General features: G+C 70.6%; 17 protein-coding genes. 12 read left to right on the top strand and 5 right to left on the bottom strand.

Translation table 11 applies throughout. The annotated features are described in order from the left end of the window. Positions 1-71 precede the first annotated feature (71 nt). Positions 72-269, bottom strand: a complete 198-nt coding sequence (locus BLT62_RS16580) for a hypothetical protein (protein WP_083365056.1) — start codon at positions 267-269, stop codon at positions 72-74. Positions 270-443: 174 nt separating this feature from the next. Here BLT62_RS16580 and BLT62_RS16575 point away from each other — a divergent pair, with 174 nt between their 5' ends. Genes BLT62_RS16575 through mnhG form a run of 6 tightly spaced genes read left to right on the top strand, consistent with a single transcriptional unit; the run spans position 444 to position 6,908 of the window. Further along, positions 444-3,377: a Na+/H+ antiporter subunit A gene (locus tag BLT62_RS16575; protein WP_083365055.1), complete on the top strand. Its 2,934-nt coding sequence runs from the start codon at positions 444-446 to the stop codon at positions 3,375-3,377. Next, on the top strand, positions 3,374-3,997 hold the full coding sequence (locus BLT62_RS16570) for a sodium:proton antiporter (protein WP_083365054.1): 624 nt from the start codon (positions 3,374-3,376) through the stop codon (positions 3,995-3,997). Before BLT62_RS16575 ends, BLT62_RS16570 begins: the two co-directional genes overlap by 4 nt. Continuing rightward, on the top strand, positions 3,997-5,565 hold the full coding sequence (locus BLT62_RS16565; protein ID WP_083365053.1) for a Na+/H+ antiporter subunit D: 1,569 nt from the start codon (positions 3,997-3,999) through the stop codon (positions 5,563-5,565). Before BLT62_RS16570 ends, BLT62_RS16565 begins: the two co-directional genes overlap by 1 nt. After that, positions 5,562-6,254 carry a Na+/H+ antiporter subunit E gene (locus BLT62_RS16560; protein ID WP_156786404.1) on the top strand — a complete coding sequence of 231 codons (693 nt, stop codon included), beginning with the start codon at positions 5,562-5,564 and terminating at the stop codon, positions 6,252-6,254. The genes BLT62_RS16565 and BLT62_RS16560 overlap by 4 nt, the downstream gene beginning before the upstream one ends. A 1-nt stretch (position 6,255) precedes the next feature. Then, positions 6,256-6,528, top strand: coding sequence for a monovalent cation/H+ antiporter complex subunit F (locus BLT62_RS16555; protein ID WP_083365052.1), 273 nt, complete (start codon positions 6,256-6,258; stop codon positions 6,526-6,528). Continuing rightward, positions 6,525-6,908, top strand: a complete 384-nt coding sequence (mnhG, locus tag BLT62_RS16550; protein WP_156786403.1) for a monovalent cation/H(+) antiporter subunit G — start codon at positions 6,525-6,527, stop codon at positions 6,906-6,908. Before BLT62_RS16555 ends, mnhG begins: the two co-directional genes overlap by 4 nt. 77 nt (positions 6,909-6,985) lie before the next feature. Here mnhG and BLT62_RS16545 read toward each other — a convergent pair whose 3' ends face one another. Then, positions 6,986-7,525, bottom strand: a complete 540-nt coding sequence (locus BLT62_RS16545; RefSeq protein ID WP_231919272.1) for a MarR family winged helix-turn-helix transcriptional regulator — start codon at positions 7,523-7,525, stop codon at positions 6,986-6,988. Positions 7,526-7,637: 112 nt separating this feature from the next. On the opposite strand from BLT62_RS16545, the gene BLT62_RS16540 reads away from it, so the two are divergent. Together BLT62_RS16540 and BLT62_RS16535 are read left to right on the top strand one after the other, a co-directional pair. After that, positions 7,638-8,213: an NADPH-dependent F420 reductase gene (locus BLT62_RS16540; protein ID WP_083365050.1), complete on the top strand. Its 576-nt coding sequence runs from the start codon at positions 7,638-7,640 to the stop codon at positions 8,211-8,213. A gap of 118 nt (positions 8,214-8,331) precedes the next feature. Beyond that, positions 8,332-8,868 (top strand): hypothetical protein, encoded by a 537-nt coding sequence (locus tag BLT62_RS16535; RefSeq protein ID WP_083365049.1) that lies wholly within the window; start codon positions 8,332-8,334, stop codon positions 8,866-8,868. 8 nt (positions 8,869-8,876) lie between these two features. On the opposite strand, the gene BLT62_RS16530 is transcribed toward BLT62_RS16535, so the two are convergent. Beyond that, entirely contained in the window at positions 8,877-9,737 is an 861-nt protein-coding gene (locus tag BLT62_RS16530; protein WP_083365048.1) for an MBL fold metallo-hydrolase, read from the bottom strand. 105 nt (positions 9,738-9,842) lie between these two features. Here BLT62_RS16530 and BLT62_RS16525 point away from each other — a divergent pair, with 105 nt between their 5' ends. Further along, positions 9,843-10,589, top strand: coding sequence for an NUDIX hydrolase (locus BLT62_RS16525; RefSeq protein WP_083365047.1), 747 nt, complete (start codon positions 9,843-9,845; stop codon positions 10,587-10,589). A gap of 29 nt (positions 10,590-10,618) precedes the next feature. Here BLT62_RS16525 and BLT62_RS16520 read toward each other — a convergent pair whose 3' ends face one another. Together BLT62_RS16520 and BLT62_RS16515 are read right to left on the bottom strand one after the other, a co-directional pair. Beyond that, a complete protein-coding gene (locus BLT62_RS16520) occupies positions 10,619-11,656 on the bottom strand; it encodes a serine hydrolase domain-containing protein (RefSeq protein ID WP_172829736.1) in 1,038 nt (345 codons plus the stop codon). Positions 11,657-11,914: 258 nt separating this feature from the next. After that, positions 11,915-12,904 carry a LacI family DNA-binding transcriptional regulator gene (locus tag BLT62_RS16515; protein WP_083365045.1) on the bottom strand — a complete coding sequence of 330 codons (990 nt, stop codon included), beginning with the start codon at positions 12,902-12,904 and terminating at the stop codon, positions 11,915-11,917. 128 nt (positions 12,905-13,032) lie between these two features. On the opposite strand from BLT62_RS16515, the gene araB reads away from it, so the two are divergent. Genes araB through araA form a run of 3 tightly spaced genes read left to right on the top strand, consistent with a single transcriptional unit; the run spans position 13,033 to position 16,999 of the window. Further along, the gene (gene araB / locus BLT62_RS16510; RefSeq protein WP_083365044.1) at positions 13,033-14,760 is read left to right on the top strand and encodes a ribulokinase; all 1,728 of its coding nucleotides are present in this window, start codon (positions 13,033-13,035) and stop codon (positions 14,758-14,760) included. Beyond that, on the top strand, positions 14,757-15,467 hold the full coding sequence (locus BLT62_RS16505; RefSeq protein WP_083365043.1) for an L-ribulose-5-phosphate 4-epimerase: 711 nt from the start codon (positions 14,757-14,759) through the stop codon (positions 15,465-15,467). The genes araB and BLT62_RS16505 overlap by 4 nt, the downstream gene beginning before the upstream one ends. Positions 15,468-15,481: 14 nt before the next feature. Continuing rightward, entirely contained in the window at positions 15,482-16,999 is a 1,518-nt protein-coding gene (gene araA, locus BLT62_RS16500; protein WP_083365540.1) for an L-arabinose isomerase, read from the top strand. Positions 17,000-17,078 lie beyond the last annotated feature (79 nt).

Raw genomic sequence — 17,078 nt, 5'->3', positions numbered from 1 at the left:
CTGCACATATGGTCATTTTCGGGGCGCGAAACAGCCCCGGAAATGACCATATGTGCAGTACCGGCTGTGTCTCAGAGGGTGTCGAGCACGGCCTCGATGTCGCTGAAGTCGAGGCCGGTCGCGTTCGCGAGGTGGCCGTCCAGCAGGGCGTTCAGCTGGCTGGCATCCGCCCGGTGCAACGGCACGCTGACGCCGCGCAGGCAGTCGTCGCAGTTGCATCCGGCGGGATCAATTGTCGAGACGATTTCGTTGCTGTCGATCGCGGTCATGAGGCCCCCTCTCATCGGTCCAGCGAGCTTAGCCGCGCCGGGGTGCCCCGCAAATGGGGGATGTCCCGGATCGCACCCTGAGTCGCCGCAGGAAGGATGCTGCGAAGCCTCTGCAAAACAGCACTGCCGAGGCTTGGTATTCTTGACGAAACCGCGACCAGGCAGGGGAGATTGATGATCTTCTCTCTTGTGGCGGTCGGAATCCTGGCCATCGCCACCCCCCTGCTGACGCGGTGGCTGAAGGCGCGCGTGTTCTGGCTGATCGCCCTCGCCCCCGCGGCGCTGTTCGGGGTCACCCTTGCCCAGGCACCCGGTGTCCTGGACGGCACACCGGTCACCGAGACATTCCCATGGATTCCCCAGCTTGGCATTGAGCTCAGCTTCCGGATGGATCCGCTCGCGCTGCTGCTCGCCCTGATCGTCACCGGCGTCGGTGCGCTCGTGCTCGCCTACTGCGCCCGGTACTTCAGCGACGACGAGCCCGGCCTCGGGCGCTTTGCCGCCCTCCTGCTGGCCTTCGCCGGCGTGATGTACGGCCTGGTCACGAGCGACGACGTAATCGTCATGTTCGTGTTCTGGGAGGCCACGAGCGTTCTGTCATACCTGCTCATCGGGCACAACACCGGCCGCAAGTCCAGCCGTGGTGCGGCGCTCCAGGCGCTGACCGTCACCACCTTCGGTGGCCTGGCCATGCTCGTGGGCATTGTGATGCTCGTCATGGCCAGCGGCACGACGTCGATCACCGAGATCGTCGCCAACCCGGTCGGCGGCACTCTCGGCCAGGTGGCGATCGTGCTGGTGCTCCTCGGCGCGCTCAGCAAGAGCGCACTCGTGCCGTTCCACTTCTGGCTGCCGGCCGCCATGGCCGCACCGACCCCGGTCAGCGCCTATCTGCACGCCGCCGCAATGGTGAAGGCGGGCATCTACATCATCGCCCGCTTCGCCCCCGGCTACGCGGATCAGCCGCTCTGGCAACCGCTCCTTGTCACGATCGGCGTGCTCACGATGCTCGTCGGCGGCTGGCGTGCCATGCGCCAGTACGACCTCAAGCTGATCCTCGCCTACGGCACAGTCAGCCAGCTCGGCTTCCTCACCATCATGCTCGGCTTCGGCACGAGGGACGCCGCCCTGGCCGGCGCCGCGCTGCTGCTCGCGCACGCCCTCTACAAGGCGACGCTCTTCCTCGTCGTCGGCATCATCGACCACGCGACCGGCACCCGGGACTGGCGCAAGCTCTCCGGCCTGGGCCGGCGGATGCCCGTGCTGGCCGTGATCGCGTCGATCGCCGTCGCGTCGATGGCCGGCCTTCCACCACTGCTCGGCTTCGTCGCCAAGGAGAGCGTCTTCGCGTCCCTCCTCGAGGCCACCTCGGGCGGAGCCGGACAGAGCGAGTTCTGGGCCTGGTTCGCCCTCATCGGCGTCGTGCTGGGCTCCGTCCTCACCGTCGCGTACAGCCTGCGCTTCATCTGGGGCGCGTTCTCGACCAAGGCGGACGTCGGCGCCATCCAGCTGCACAACACCGGGTTCGGCATCCTGACGGCCCCGCTCGTGCTCTCGATCGCCACGATCGGCGGCGGTGTCGCCGCCGGCACGGTCGACGCCCTGGTGGCGCCGTACGCAGACACCCTGCCCGGCCCGCACGAGCAGCATCTCGCCCTCTGGCACGGCTTCGAGCCCGCGCTGGCCATCTCCGCCGGCGTGCTGCTGCTCGGCTTCGTCTTGATGCTGCGTCGCCGCCAGGTCGGCCGGTTGCAGGCCAAGCTGCCGCAGGCCCTGGACGCCGGGCGGGAGTACGTGCAGTTCATGCGCGCCTTGGACCGCTTCGCGGCCGCGCTGACCACGCGCATCCAGCGCGGCGGCCTGCCGGCCTACCTGGCCGTGATCATCGGCGTGTTCGTGCTCGGCCTGGGTCTCTCCGCCGCCCTCAACCGCTCGTGGCCGGAGGGCGTCGTGCCCTGGGACTACGCCGTCCAGCCGTTCATCGCCCTCGTCATGGGCATGGCCGCGATCGGCGCCGCCATCGCCGGCCACCGGATGACCGCAGTGCTGCTGGTCGGGGTCACCGGCTACGGCCTCGTGCTGCTCTTCGCGATGGGCGGCGCCCCCGACCTCGCTCTCACCCAGGCGCTCGTCGAGACGCTCACCGTCGTCGTCTTCGTGCTCGTGCTTCGCCGCCTCCCGCAGCAGATCGCGGCCCGCAACAAGGCCGTGCGGAAGGGCCTCCGCGCGGTTCTCGGCATCCTCGCCGGCACCGTCATGGCCGTTATCGCGGTGATTGCCCTCGGCGCCCGCGAGGCGGCATCCATCTCGGCCGAGCTGCCCGCGCTGGCCGCGGAGGCGCACGGCAAGAACATCGTCAACGTCATGCTCGTCGACATCCGCGCCTGGGACACCATGGGCGAGATCGCGGTGCTCGTCGCCGTCGCGACCGGCGTCGCCAGCCTCGTCTTCATCTCGGGTCGGGCCGCGCCCGTCGAGCGTATGGAGGGCGGCGGCGAGCGACGCAACCGCCCCGTGCTCAACAGCAGCGCCGTCTCCCGCCAGACCTGGCTCCTGGCCGGCCGCACGCTCTCGCCGCAGAACCGCTCGATCATCATCGAGGTGCTCGTTCGGTTGCTCTTCCACCCGGCCATCATCGTCTCGATCTACCTGCTCTTCGTCGGGCACAACCAGCCGGGCGGCGGCTTCGCGGGTGGGCTGCTGGCCGGTCTCGCGCTGGTGGCACGCTACCTCGCCGGCGGCCGCTACGAGCTGGCAGAGGCCGTGCCCATCGACGCAGGCAAGCTGCTCGGAACGGGTCTGCTGCTGGCCGTCGGAACCGCGCTCAGCTCGATGTTCTTCGGGCTGCAGGTGCTGGAGTCCTCGTGGTTCGAGGCGAGTATCCCGGTGCTCGGCGAGATCTCGATCGGCACCTCGACACTCTTCGACATCGGCGTCTACCTGGTGGTCTTCGGACTCGTGCTCGACATCCTGCGCAGCCTCGGCAGCGAGGTTGACCGGCAGCAGGAAGACCAGGAGGACGACGAGGAAGACGCGGAGTACGCGCGGCCGAGCACCTCAGACACCAACCCGGCCAAGCCGAATCCGGCAGAGGGGGGCTCCCGATGAACGCCTCGATGACCCTCATCCTGTTGATGGCCGTGATGTACGCCTCCGGTGTCTACGTCATGCTCGAGCGCAGCCTCACCCGCGTGCTGATCGGCTTCCTGCTGGTCGGCAACGCCACCAACATCCTGTTGTTCCTGATGAGCGGGCGGCCGGGCCTCGGCCCGATCATGAACGACGGCGTGGATGCCGCCGACATCTCCGATCCGCTGCCGCAGGCCCTGATCCTCACCGCCATCGTGATCAACCTCGGCATCACCGCCTTCATGCTCGCCCTCATCTACCGCTCCTGGTGGCTCGCCCAGCTGGGCGCCAAGGGCGACCTCATCGACGACGAAGAGCAAGACCTCGAGGACGCGCTGGCCTCCGCCGCGGAGCTGCGCCGCTCCGAGGACGACGACACTGCCATCCACGCCATCCTCGACGCCAGTGACGAGCACCTCGACGCGACGGGCGACGTCGACGACACCGCACGGGACGCCGACACGGATGCCGCAGAGCTGCTCGCCGAGCTCACCGCGCTCGATGCCCCGACGGACACCTCCCCGATCGAGGTGCAGCGCAGCGAGCAGGCCGGGCGCGACGGGACAGACGACACTTCACCGCGAGACGGGAGCAGCTGATGCCAGAGCTCATTCCGCTCATGGTCCTGATCCCCCTGATCGCGGCCGCACTCACCGTCATCTTCGGGCGCCAGCCGCGCCTGCAGGTGGCCATCAGCAGCACCGCGCTCACCGCCACCGTCGCGATCAGCGCCGTGCAGATCGCCCTCATCGACCAGAACGGCCCGGCGGTCGTCGCCGTCGGCGGCTGGGCGGCGCCCTGGGGCATCGCCCTCGTGGTGGACAGGCTCTCGGCCATCATGCTGCTGATCTCGGCGATCATGCTGCTCGGCGTGCTCATCTACTCCATCGGCCAGGGGGTCGCCGACCGCCACCGCGAGACGCCGGTGTCGATCTTCCACCCCAGCTACCTCATCCTCTCTGCCGGCGTCTTCACCACCTTCATCGCCGGCGACCTGTTCAACCTCTACGTCGGCTTCGAGGTGCTGCTCGCGTCGAGCTACGTGCTGCTCACCCTCGGCGGCACCGGTGAGCGGATCCGCGCCGGCGTCACCTACATCATCGTCAGCCTGGTGAGCTCGCTGTTCTTCCTGGCCTCGATCGCGCTGATCTACGGCGCGACGGGAACGGTCAACATGGCCCAGCTCTCCGTGCGGCTCGGCGAGCTCCCGGCCGACGTGCAACTGGTGCTGCACGTGCTGCTGCTGATCGGCTTCGGCATCAAGGCCGCGGTGTTCCCGCTCTCCTTCTGGCTGCCGGACTCCTACCCGACGGCGCCTGCGCCGGTGACCGCCGTGTTCGCCGGCCTGCTCACCAAGGTGGGCGTCTACGCCCTGATCCGCACCGAGACGGTGCTCTTCGCGGGGCACGATCTAAGCGCGCTGTTCCTGGTGATCGGCAGCCTGACGATGATCGTCGGCATCCTCGGCGCGCTCGCCCAGGCCGACATCAAACGACTGCTCTCGTTCACCCTGGTCAGCCACATCGGCTACATGCTGTTCGGCATCGGGCTGGCCACCACGCTGGGCCTGGCCGCGACCATCTACTACGTCGTGCACCACATCACCGTGCAGACGACGCTGTTCCTCACCACCGGACTCATCGAGCGCACCGGCGGCGCCACCTCCATCAACCGGCTGGCCGGCCTGCTCAAGGCCTCGCCGCTCGTCGCGATCCTCTTCTTCATCCCGGCGCTGAACCTCGGCGGCATCCCGCCCTTCTCTGGTTTCATCGGCAAGGTCGGCCTGTTCATGGCCGGCGCCGCGGCGCCCAGCCCGCTCGTCTGGATCGGGATCGCTGCCGGTGCGATCACCTCCCTGCTCACCCTGTACGCGCTCACCCGGTTCTGGAACATGGCCTTCTGGCGCGGCAAGGGCGAGCTCAAGGGCTACGAGTCGGTGCTGATCGAGTCGTTGCAGGAGGCCCCGGAGGCCCCGGATGCCTCGGTGGCTGTCAAGACCCGCACGGTGCCGGCCACGATGCTCGCCGTGACAACCGGCATGGTCGCGCTGACCGTGGCGCTCACGGTGTTCGCCGGACCGCTGTTCGGCATTGCCGAGCGGGCCGCAGAAGACCTGAAGACCCCGGCCTTCTACATCGACACCGTCTTCCCGGGGGGTGTGCAGTGACCGAGGCGCAGAACGAGAACCCGTCGAACCCGGCCCCCATGCGCGGCGGCGTCATCCCGACCAGCCGTGTGCCCAGCGGGCCGGCCTTCCCGGAGACGGAGCAGACACACCGGCAGAACCTCTGGCGCCAGTTCCCCCTGCTCGTCATCCTGGTCGCGCTCTGGCTGCTGCTCTGGGAGGAGATCACGGTGATGAGCGTCGTGACCGGCGTGCTGCTGGCGCTGTTCGTCACCCGCGTGTTCTACCTGCCGCCGATCGCGCTGAGCGGGCGGCTGAACCCGTGGCGGCTGCTGATCTTCGTCGGGCGGATGATCTCCGACATCACCTTCGCCTCGCTGCACGTGGCCTGGCTGGCGATCAACCCGCGGTACCACCCGATCAACTCGATCCTCGCGATCAAGCTGCACACGCGCAGCGACCTCGTCATCACCCTGACCGCGGTCTCGATCTCGCTCGTTCCCGGCACCGTGGTGATCGACGCCGACCGGGAGAATGCGATCCTCTACATCCACGCCCTCGGCACGCGCACCCCGGAGGACATCGACAGGATCCGGCGTGACGTGCTCGGCACGGAGGAGCGCATCGTGCTGGCGATCGGCGCGAAGGACGAGGCCGACGGCATCCGTGCGGACCGCCGAGAGCGCGAGGGCGGCGTCGGAACCGTCGGCGCGAGACGGAAGGGAGACTGACATGTCGTTCCTCATGGTTGTCGCCGTGCTGGCCGGAGTGATGTTCGGGGTCGGCGCGCTCTGCGCGGTCTACCGGATCATTCGCGGGCCGTCGATCCTGGATCGGGCCCTGGCCGCCGACGTCATGCTCGCCATCGCCATCTGCGCGCTCGGCGCCGAGATGGCCATCAACCGCCACACCGACACGCTGCCCGTGCTGCTGGTGTTGGCCATGTTCGCCATCGTCGGCTCGATCAGCATCGCCCGCTTCATGTCGAAGCAGGACGCATCATGAACGAGATCGTCGCCGGTGTGCTCATCCTGCTCAGCGCCTTCCTGTCGATGGCTGCCGGCATCGGCATCCTGCGCTTCCCCGACGTGCTCTCGCGCCTGCACGCGTCGACGAAGCCGCAGATCCTCGGTGTGGCGGCGATCGTCGTCGCCATCTGGCTGCTGAACCCGAGCTGGGGCGTCGCCTCGACGCTGATCCTGGTGCTCGGCTTCCAGATGATGACCCAGCCGATGACGGCGCACATGATCGGCCGGGCGGCCTACCGCACCGAGCACGTGCGATCCGACCTGCTCATCGCCGATGAGATCGCGGATGCCGTCGATGCGGCGTCCGCGGCCGAGGCGGAGGCCTCAGAGGCCGGGGAGTCGCGCCCCTCCGAGTAGCGGCCCGCGCTGGTTGAGCGGCCCGCGCTGGTTGAGCGTGTCGAAACCCCCGGTTTGCCTGGGCTCGAGCGGCCCAGCTACTGCGCGGGGTCGAGCGCCTTCGCCGGATGACAGGCCGTTGCGGTGAGCCGGCCGTCCGGGTCGAGCCGCTCCAGCAGTGAGCCGGCGATCGCGTAGAGCTGGTCGAGCTGCTCGGCACTGAGCGCGTCGAGCACGGTGCTGCGCACGGTGTCGTGGTGGCCGGGAGCCGCGGCGTCGAGCAGGGCGAGGCCCTCCGGCGTGATGCGCGCGTTCGTGGCCCGGCGGTCCTCCGGGCACGGGAAGCGCTCGACGAGGCCGCGCTCCTCGAGCCGGCGCACGACGTGCGAGAGGCGGGGGAGCGTGGCGTTCGTGCTGGCGGCCAGCGCCGTCATCCGCGTGGCCTCGCCCGGCGCGGACGCCAAAGCCATCAGCGTCATGTACTCGAAGTGGGTGAGCTTGGCGTCGCGCAGCAGCTGGGCGTCCAACACCGGCGGCAGCAGCTCGACGACCGCGATCAGGCGCTGCCAGGCTGCGGCCTCGTCGTCGTTCATCGGGCGCGGGCCGGCCGTGCTGGTGCTGCGTGCTGGCTCGGTCATGCCCCCCAGTCTACCGCTTGTCGCTGCAATAGTTGACGCAACAAGTAAAAGGGGTTATGGTTTTACTTGTTGGAACAACCAAAAGCGCCCCGGCGCAGATTGCAGGAGAGACATGACCACGGTCAGCATCATCGGAAACGGCAACATGGGCACCGCAATCGGCGGCATCGTGACGGCCGGCGGCAACAATGTCGAGTTCATCGGGCGTGACGCGGATGCCGCGATCAACGGCGACATCGTCGTGCTCGCCGTCGGTTACCCGGCCGTCGCCGAGGTCATCGCCGCGCACGGCGACAAGCTCGCCGGCAAGGTCGTCGTCGACATCACCAACCCGCTCAACTTCGAGACCTTCGACTCGCTCGTCGTGCCCGCCGACGGCTCGGCCGCTGCGGTCATCGCCGAGGCGCTGCCCGCCTCCAGCGTGCTCAAGGCCTTCAACACGAACTTCGCCGCCACCCTGGCCGGCAACACCGTCGGCGACAACGCCGCCACCACCGTGCACATCGCCGGTGACAGCGCAGACGCCAAGGCGCTGCTCGGCTCGGTGCTGCAGGCTGGCGGCGTCGCCTCCGTCGACGCCGGCGCGCTCGCCCGCGCCCGCGAGCTCGAGGCCATCGGCTTCCTGCAGCTCACGCTCGCCGTGCAGGAGAAGATCGGCTGGAACGCCGGCTTCGCGCTGATCAAGTAGTGCACTGGCCCCGCCTCGCCGGGGCCGTCGGATGAGGGGCCCGCTCCGGATGGAGCGGGCCCTTTGTTGTTCCCGGCCGAGGACCCCCTAGGATCGCTGCAAGGAAGAGGGGTGTCGGATGGGCGGCAACGAGCTCGAGGTGCGCGAGCGCGCGGACGCGACGGGGGTGCGCGGCTTCGCCCGCTCGGTGGTGACCGAATCGGCCGTCTACGGCGTGATCCTGGTGTCGGCGATGGTGATCGTCACGGGGCAGAAGTCCGACGCGTCAATCGATGTATTCCTCAAAGTGCTTGGCACCGTGATCGTATTCTGGATCGCGCATATCTTCGCCGAGGTCGTCGGCGGCTTCGGCGCGACCGGGGACGAGGACGCGGTGTCGGTGCGCAAGCTGATCGCGCACGGCGTGCAGCGCTCCTGGGGCCTGCTCGCCGCCGCGCTGATCCCGCTCGGCGTGATCCTGCTCGGCACGGTCGGTGTGCTCAGCGACGATGCCGCCGTCTGGGCGGCGCTCTGGGTGGACGTCGTGCTGCTCGGCGTGCTCGGCTATCTGGCCGTCGCCCGCCGGACGCGGCGGCAGGCCCCGCGGCTGGTGGGCGCGCTGCTGACCGCCGCGCTCGGGGTCGGGATCATGCTGCTCAAGGCCTTCATCCACTGAGAGCGGCGTCAGCGCGCCGACGCGGCGGCCAGATGGGCGAGCTGGGCGCGCACGGCAGCCTGGGCCGCCGGCAGGATGGCCGGGTCGACGTCTGGGTAGACGAGGGCGGTGACGCGCTCCGTGAGCGCCGCGGGCTGCGGACCCGCCGGGTCGACGCCCAAGGTCGCCAGCGCGGCGCGCACCTCGTCCAGGCGCCGCCGCCTGTGCTCCAGGTACTGGGCCGCGACCTCGGCGAGGCTGGGCCGTGTCGGCCCGTGAGCGGGCAGCGCGAGCGCCGGGCCGAGGGCGGCCAGCCGCTCCAGCGACGCCAGGTACTCGCCCAGGGTGCCGTCCGGGTGGGCGATCACCGTGCTGCCGCGACCGAGGATCGTGTCGCCGGTCAGCACGGAGCCGGAGCCGGAGCCGGAGCCGGAGCCGGAGCCGGAGCCGGAGCCGGCGTCGGCGGAGTCCGCGTCGCTGGGCGCGTCCTCCGGGAGCTGGAAGCACAACGAGTCGGCCGTGTGGCCCGGGGTGTGCAGCACGACAATCTCGGTGCCGGCCGCCGCGATGCGCTCGCCATCCCACAGCGGGGCGGCGCCGATGCAGTAGGCGGCGTCGAACGCCCGGACGGGCGCCCCGGTGAGCGCGGCCACTCGCGCGCTGGCCTCGGTGTGGTCGGCGTGCCCGTGGGTCACGAGGATCAGCTCGATCGGGCCGGATGCCACCAGTGCGGCCACGTGGGACTCGTCCAGCGGGCCCGGGTCGACGAGCACGGACGCCGCGGCATCCGTGCCCCGAATCAGGTAGCTGTTCGTGCCGTCCAGTGTCATCGGGCCGGGGTTCGGCGCGCGCAGCCACCGGGTGAGGCGGCTCGTTGTGGTGGAGTCCATGCATGAATCCTTCGACTGTCTCGTCGCATCCTATGGCCGAGATGCGCCACCGGGCTGTGTGCCCCGCGCGCTTGTCGTAGGGTGGGGCGGTCGAGGGAGACAGCCATGAAGGCCAACGATCGCACGGCGCCGGCGGGTGTCACCGGGCTGGCCGCCACCGTCGTGCTGCTGCGCGCGGGAGCGCAGCGCGCGCCCGGCGTCGAGGTGCTGCTGCTCGAGCGTCCGCACGACCGGGGCAGTTTCGCCGGAGCGTGGGTCTTCCCCGGCGGCGCCGTCGACCCCGAGGATCTTCCCGCCGGGCACGGCCCGGCTGGGCGCGGGCCTCTGGGCCTCACACTGGCCGAGGAGGAGGCGGCGAGCCGGCGCGCGGCCGTTCGCGAGACCCGTGAGGAAACAGGCCTGGTGCTGCAGGCGGCGCAGCTCGCGCCGCTCTCGCGCTGGCACCCGCCCCGGGAGGCGCCGAAGCGCCTGCGCACCTGGTTCTGGCTCGCCGCGGCCCCAGCGGGCCCCGTCACCGTGGGGGCGGACGAGGTCATTGGCCACCGCTGGCTGAGCCCGGATGCCGCGCTCGCGCTGCACGCGCGCGGTGATCTGCGGCTCTTCCCGCCGACCTGGCTCACGCTGCACGGGCTGCTCGGTGCGACATCCGTCGCCGCACTGCTGCAGCGCGCCCGGGGGAGCGAGCGGGCGGAGTTCGCCACACGCATGCTGCCGGGCGGCGGCATGACCGTGTGGCCCCCGGATGTCGCATACGGCCAGGACGCGGCCGACCCCGCGCGGATTGATGCGCCCGGCCCGCGCAACCGGCTGGACATGCGCGAGCTGCCCTGGCGCTACCTGCGCGCGGACTGAGCGGAGCTTCGCGACGCGCGCCGGCAGCCTCAGTCGCGCGCGGCCAGTGAGGCGATGCGGGCGAGCACCTGGTGCGAGAGTTGGCGCTTGTCCATCTGGTTCACGGTGCCGGCGATCACGAGGTGCTTCTCGGGGGCGTAGTAGAGCACCGATCCGATCGACCCCGAGTGCCCGACGAGCCGTGGCATCGGGTCGAGCGGCGAGAACACCCGCGGCAGGGCGTACTGCATCACCCCGAGCCCGTAGCGCAGCGGGCCGAAGACGGAGTTCGTCTGCGCGGTCAGCTGGGGCAGCCAGTGCGGGTCGAACAGCTCCCCGCCGAGGAACGCGCGTAGGAAGCGGGTGCACTCGGGCAGCGTGGAGACGATCGCCCCCTGCGAGCCGCAGGAGGCGAGCGTCAGCGGCAGGCGCAGCGGCCGGCCCTTCGAGAAGAACGGCGCGACCTCGTCGTAGCGCTGCATCGTGTCCTGGTCGAAGAGGTAGCTGTTGCCGAGTCCGAGCGGGCGGAAGATCTGCGTGTCCAGCGCGTCGCGATAGCTCTGCCCGCCGGCCTGCTCGATCACGAGGCCGAGCAGGGTGAAGTTCGTGTCGGAGTAGTGCGCGCGGCTGGTGCCGGGGGCGAAGCGCGCCGGCATCCGTCGAGTGCGCTCGATGGCCTCGTCCGGGGTCCAGGCGAGATCGCCGGCGAGCGACTCGGCGAGGAACCCGCCCGGCCCCTCGAAGTAGTCGGCGATGCCGCTGGTCTGGCTGAGCAGTTGGCGCACGGTGATCGAGCCGCCGTGGTCGACGCCGCCGTGGGTGTTCAGGCCCTGCATGGTGCCGGCCGGGAGGTAGTCGGCGGCGGGCTTGTCCAGATCGACCAGGCCGGCGTCGACGAGGCGCAGCACCAGCACCGTCGTGTACAGCTTGGTGATGCTGGCGATGAAGATCGGCTGGTCCTGCTCGCCGAACGTCCAGGACCAGTCGGAGTCGGTGCGCTCCACCCGCCAGAGCACCGCGCCGGTGAGGCGGTGGGCGGCGGCCCGCGTGGCGGCGGCGTCGAGCTTGGTGGTGAGTGCGTCGGTCATGGTTGGCACGGTGTCAGATCCCCCAGGATGCGCCGGCTTGCGCCGACATTCGGTCGAGTTCGGAGAGGTCGAGGGCGGCCACGCCGTGGATGCGGGCATCGATCGCGTGCGCTCTGCCCCTGCATCCGGCCCAGCGCGCTCCTCGATCCCCCGAGGAGCACATCGACGTCCTCGTCGGCCTTCAGTATCCGACACAGCCTGCCATGCCTGCGGCTTGTCCGGCAGCACCCCGTTCAGGGTCCACGGGGCGTGTCTGGCTCAGTCGGCTGCTTTCTGGGCGGTCGACTCGCGCTCGACCAGCGCGAACGGCACCGTGATGGTGCGGGCCGGCAGCGGCTCTCCCCGCTCGGCGATGCGCTCGGCCAGCATCTGCACGGCCAGCGTGGCGATCTGCTCGCGGCCGGGGCTGATGGTCGTCAGCGCCGGCAGCGAGTAGCGGGCGTCGTCGAGGTCGTCGAAACCGATCACCGACACCTGCTCCGGCACGCGGATGGCGCGCTGCCCGAGGGTGCGCAGGGCGCCGAGCGCGAGCGCATCGTTGAACGCGACGATGCCGTCGAACGGGGTGCCGGAGTTCAGAAGCGCCTCGGTCGCGGCGGCGCCGTCGAAGCGGGTCCAGGATTCCACGGCGCGCTCGAGCTCGGGCCGGGCATCCAGACCGGCGGCCGCCAGTGCCTGCCGGTAGCCGAGCAGGCGCAGACTCCCCGCCCCTGATGTGTCGCCGGGCCGGGCGCCGAGCGCGACGATCCGGCGCCGGCCGAGCGCGAGCAGGTGCTCGGTCGCGGCACGGATGGCCTCGGTGTTGCGCATCGTCACGTGGTCGACGGGGGAGTGGGGGCCGGCCGGGAGCTGGGCGTAGAGGCCGGTGTCCTCTGCCTCGCTGCCGAGCGTGCTGAACAGCATGCCGTCGACGAGCTGCGCCGTGTTGGCGCGCGCCCCGGCATCCGCGCCCCGGGACTGCTCGATCAGCACCGACAGCCCCTCGCGCTCGGCCGCCTCGATGACGGCCTCGGCCAGTTCGGCGAAGTAGGGGTTCCGCAGCGTCGGCAGCACCAGGCTGATGACGCCGGTGCGGCCGGAGCGGAGGTTGCGCGCGGTCAGGTTCGGCCGGTAGCCGACGGCCGCGATCGCGTCGAGCACGCGTTGCCTGGTGGCCGGCCGGATGTTCGGGTGGTCGTGGATGACGTTGGAGACCGTCTTGATCGAGACGCCGGCGAGCCGGGCGACGTCGGAGAGCGTTGCGGCCAAGGTGCTCCTCCGTCGGCGTGGGTGGGAGTCACCAAGCTATCAGGGTTCGCCTAGACGCTCGGCGTTCTGGCTGCTACGTTTACAACGTTGTAAACGAGGCCGTGAGCGGCCAGCAAAGGAGCACCCGCGTGAGCACGAGCAGCACTTCCACCGCCGAGCAGTACGTCATCGGCGTCGACTACGGAACCCTCTCCGGCCGCGCCGTCGTCGTGCGCGTCTCCGATGGCGCAGAGCTCGGCTCCGCCACCCTCGACTACCCGCACGCCGTGATGGACACCGCGCTGACCGCCGGCCCGGCCGCGGCAGCCGGCGCCCCGCTCGCCCTCGCGCCCGACTGGGCGCTGCAGGTGCCGGCCGACTACGTCGCCGTGCTGCGCAGCGCCGTTCCCGCGGCCGTCGCCGCCGCCGGGATCGACCCGACGCAGGTGATCGGCATCGGCACCGACTTCACCGCCTGCACCATGGTGCCGACGCTCGCCGACGGCACGCCGCTCAGCGAGCTGCCCGCCTACGCCGACCAGCCGCACGCCTACGTGAAGCTGTGGAAGCACCACGCGGCGCAGCCGCACGCCGACCGCATCAACGAGCTCGCGGCGGCGCGCGGCGAGTCCTGGCTGCCGCGCTACGGCGGGCTCATCTCGAGCGAGTGGGAGTTCGCCAAGGGCCTGCAGCTGCTCGAGGAGGCGCCCGCGGTCTACGCGGCGATGGAGCACTGGGTCGAGGCGGCCGACTGGATCGTCTGGCAGCTCACCGGCCAGTACGTGCGCAACGCCTGCACCGCCGGCTACAAGGGCATCTGGCAGGACGGCGAATACCCGTCGCGCGACTTCCTCGCCGCGCTGAACCCCGACTTCGCCGGCTTCGTCAGCGACAAGCTCGAGCACCGGATCGGCCAGCTCGGCGACGCCGCCGGCACGCTGAGCGCCGAGGCGGCGGCCTGGACGGGCCTGCCGGAGGGCATCGCCGTGGCCGTCGGCAACGTCGACGCGCACGTCACCGCCCCGGCCGCGCAGGCCGTGCAGCCCGGCCAGATGGTCGCCATCATGGGCACCAGCACCTGCCACGTGATGAATTCCGACACCCTCGCGGAGGTGCCCGGCATGTGCGGCGTCGTCGACGGCGGCATCGTCTCCGGGCTCTACGGCTACGAGGCCGGCCAGTCCGGCGTCGGCGACATCTTCGCCTGGTACGTCAAGAACCAGGTGCCGGCCGGCTACGTCGCTGCGGCGGATGCCGCGGGCACCAGCATCCACCAGTACCTCACCGACCTCGCCTACCGGGAGCCGGTCGGCGCCCACGGCCTGATCGCCCTGGACTGGCAGAGCGGCAACCGCTCGGTGCTGGTCGACCACGAGCTCTCCGGCGTCGTGCTCGGCACCACGCTCACCACCCGGCCGGAGGAGGTCTACCGGGCGCTGCTGGAGGCGACCGCGTTCGGCACCCGCACCATCGTGGAGACCTTCAACGCCAGCGGCGTTCCCGTCACCGAGTTCATCGTGGCCGGCGGGCTGCTGAAGAACCCGCAGCTGATGCAGACCTACAGCGACGTGCTGCGGATGCCGATCTCCACCATCGCCAGCGAGCAGGGCCCCGCGCTCGGCTCGGCCATCCACGCCGCCGTCGCCGCCGGAGCCTACGAGAACGTGCTCGCGGCCGGGCAGGCGATGGGCAAGCTGAACAAGGACGTGTACCGGCCCGACGCGGCATCCGCCGACGCCTACGACGCGCTGTTCGCCGAGTACACCCTGCTGCACGACTACTTCGGGCGCGGTGGCAACGAGGTGATGCACCGGTTGCGTGCGCTGAAGCGGGACGCCGTGGCAGCCGACGCCGACGCGCAGGAGGCCGCGGCATGACCGTCTTCGACTCGGGCCTGGAGGACGCGATCCAGGCCGTGCGCGAGGACGTCTCCGCGCTGCATGGCGAGCTCGTGCGCAATGGCCTCGTCATCTGGACCGGCGGCAACGTCTCCGGCCGGGTCCCCGGCGCCGACCTCTTCGTGATCAAGCCGTCCGGCGTCGCCTACGACGACCTGGCGCCGGAGAACATGATCCTCTGCGACCTGGACGGCGCCGTGATCGCCGGCACCCCGGGCAGCGAGCGCTCGCCCTCCAGCGACACCGCAGCGCACGCCTACGTCTACCGCAACATGCCGGAGGTCGGCGGTGTCGTGCACACCCACTCCGACTACGCCACCGCCTGGGCGGCGCGCGGCGAGGAGATCCCGTGCGTCATCACCGCGATGGCCGACGAGTTCGGCGGCCCGATCCCGGTCGGCCCGTTCGCGATCATCGGCGACGACTCGATCGGCCGCGGCATCGTCGAGACGCTGAGCGGCCACCGCTCGCGCGCCGTGCTGATGGCGAACCACGGCCCGTTCACGATCGGCCGCGACGCCCGCGACGCGGTGAAGGCCGCCGTCATGGTCGAGGACGTCGCCCGCACCGTGCACATCGCCCGGCAGGGCGGCCCGCTCATCCCGCTCGCCCAGGAGGCGATCGACTCTCTCTTCACCCGCTACCAGAACGTCTACGGACAAGCACCCCAAGGAGCCATTGCCTGATGTCAGAGCACCGCATGCCGAAACTCACCACCTCGCTCGACCACTACGAAGTCTGGTTCCTCACCGGCAGCCAGAACCTCTACGGCGAGGAGACGCTGCGCCAGGTCGCCAGCCAGTCCCAGCAGATCGCCGGCGCGCTGGACGCCGCGGGCGACGTGCCCGTGAAGGTCGTCTGGAAGCCCGTGCTCAAGGACTCCGACTCGATCCGCCGGCTCGCCCTCGAGGCGAACGCCGCCGACAACGTCATCGGCGTCATCGCCTGGATGCACACCTTCTCGCCGGCCAAGATGTGGATCCACGGCCTGGACGCGCTGGCCAAGCCGCTGCTGCACCTGCACACGCAGGCCAACGTCGAGCTGCCGTGGGGCGAGATCGACTTCGACTTCATGAACCTCAACCAGGCCGCCCACGGCGACCGGGAGTTCGGCTACATCCAGACCCGGCTGGGCGTCGTGCGCAAGACCGTCGTCGGCCACGTCAGCAACCCGGCCGTCACCGCGCAGGTCGGTGTCTGGCAGCGCGCGGCCGCCGGCTGGGCGGCATCCCGCAGCATGAAGCTCGCCCGCTTTGGCGACAACATGCGCTATGTCGCCGTCACAGAGGGCGACAAGACCGAGGCGGAGCTGCGCTTCGGCGTGCAGGTGAACACCTGGGGCGTGAACGAGCTCGCGGATGCCGTGCACGCGGCGTCCGACGCGGCGATCGACGCCCTCGTCGCCGAGTACGAGGAGCTCTACGCCGTCGCCCCCGAGCTGCGTCGGGGCGGGGAGCGGCACGAGTCGCTGCGCTACGGCGCCGCGATCGAGATCGGCCTGCGCGCCTTCCTCGAGGAGGGCGGCTTCAGCGCCTTCACCACCTCCTTCGAAGACCTGGGCGCGCTGCGCCAGCTGCCCGGCCTGGCCGTGCAGCGGCTGATGGCCGACGGTTACGGCTTCGGCGCGGAGGGCGACTGGAAGACAGCCATCCTGGTGCGCGTCGCGAACGTGATGGGTGCCGGCCTGCCCGGCGGTGCCTCGCTGATGGAGGACTACACCTACGACATGACCCCGGGCAATGAGCTGATCCTCGGCGCCCACATGCTCGAGGTCTCGCCGTCGCTGACCGCCCAGAAGCCGACGCTCGAGGTGCACCCGCTCGGCATCGGCGGCAAGGAGGACCCGGTGCGCCTGGTCTTCACCGCCGACTCCGGCCCCGCCGTCGTCGTCGCCCTGAGCGACATGCGCGACCGCTTCCGCCTGGTCGCCAACGTCGTCGAGGTGGTGCAGCCGACCGCCCCGCTGCCGAACCTCCCTGTCGGCCGAGCCGTCTGGAAGCCGGCGCCGGACTTCGCCACGAGCGCGGCCGCCTGGCTGACCGCCGGCGCCGCCCACCACACCGTGATGTCGACGGCGGTGGGCATCGAGGTGTTCCAGGACTTCGCCGAGATGGCCGGCACCGAGCTGCTCGTCATCGACGAGTCGACCGAGCTGCGCGAGTTCGGCCGGCAGCTGCGCTGGAACCAGGCGTACTACCGCCTGGCGCAGGGCCTGTAGCCGCGCGGCCCGGCGGCATCCTGCCCCGGCTCGCGACACCTCCGTCGAAACGGCGCCACCTCAGGTGGCGCCGTTTCGC

It is taken from the genome of Microterricola viridarii (assembly GCF_900104895.1).
Lineage (GTDB): Bacteria > Actinomycetota > Actinomycetes > Actinomycetales > Microbacteriaceae > Microterricola > Microterricola viridarii.
The sequence above is the reverse complement of the archived record's forward strand: the minus strand, read 5'-3'. Positions and strand labels throughout refer to the sequence as shown.

Excerpts from the sequence above, each read along its gene's own strand:
- mnhG (WP_156786403.1), top strand. The coding sequence starts at position 6,525 with ATGAACGAGATCGTCGCCGGTGTGCTCATCCTGCTCAGCGCCTTCCTG.
- BLT62_RS16525 (WP_083365047.1), top strand. The coding sequence starts at position 9,843 with ATGAAGGCCAACGATCGCACGGCGCCGGCGGGTGTCACCGGGCTGGCC.
- BLT62_RS16555 (WP_083365052.1), top strand. The coding sequence starts at position 6,256 with ATGTCGTTCCTCATGGTTGTCGCCGTGCTGGCCGGAGTGATGTTCGGG.
- BLT62_RS16540 (WP_083365050.1), top strand. The coding sequence starts at position 7,638 with ATGACCACGGTCAGCATCATCGGAAACGGCAACATGGGCACCGCAATC.
- BLT62_RS16565 (WP_083365053.1), top strand. The coding sequence starts at position 3,997 with ATGCCAGAGCTCATTCCGCTCATGGTCCTGATCCCCCTGATCGCGGCC.
- BLT62_RS16530 (WP_083365048.1), bottom strand. The coding sequence starts at position 9,737 with ATGGACTCCACCACAACGAGCCGCCTCACCCGGTGGCTGCGCGCGCCG.
- BLT62_RS16545 (WP_231919272.1), bottom strand. The coding sequence starts at position 7,525 with ATGACCGAGCCAGCACGCAGCACCAGCACGGCCGGCCCGCGCCCGATG.
- BLT62_RS16520 (WP_172829736.1), bottom strand. The coding sequence starts at position 11,656 with ATGACCGACGCACTCACCACCAAGCTCGACGCCGCCGCCACGCGGGCC.
- araA (WP_083365540.1), top strand. The coding sequence starts at position 15,482 with ATGCCGAAACTCACCACCTCGCTCGACCACTACGAAGTCTGGTTCCTC.
- BLT62_RS16505 (WP_083365043.1), top strand. The coding sequence starts at position 14,757 with ATGACCGTCTTCGACTCGGGCCTGGAGGACGCGATCCAGGCCGTGCGC.
- BLT62_RS16580 (WP_083365056.1), bottom strand. The coding sequence starts at position 269 with ATGACCGCGATCGACAGCAACGAAATCGTCTCGACAATTGATCCCGCC.
- BLT62_RS16570 (WP_083365054.1), top strand. The coding sequence starts at position 3,374 with ATGAACGCCTCGATGACCCTCATCCTGTTGATGGCCGTGATGTACGCC.
- BLT62_RS16575 (WP_083365055.1), top strand. The coding sequence starts at position 444 with ATGATCTTCTCTCTTGTGGCGGTCGGAATCCTGGCCATCGCCACCCCC.
- BLT62_RS16535 (WP_083365049.1), top strand. The coding sequence starts at position 8,332 with ATGGGCGGCAACGAGCTCGAGGTGCGCGAGCGCGCGGACGCGACGGGG.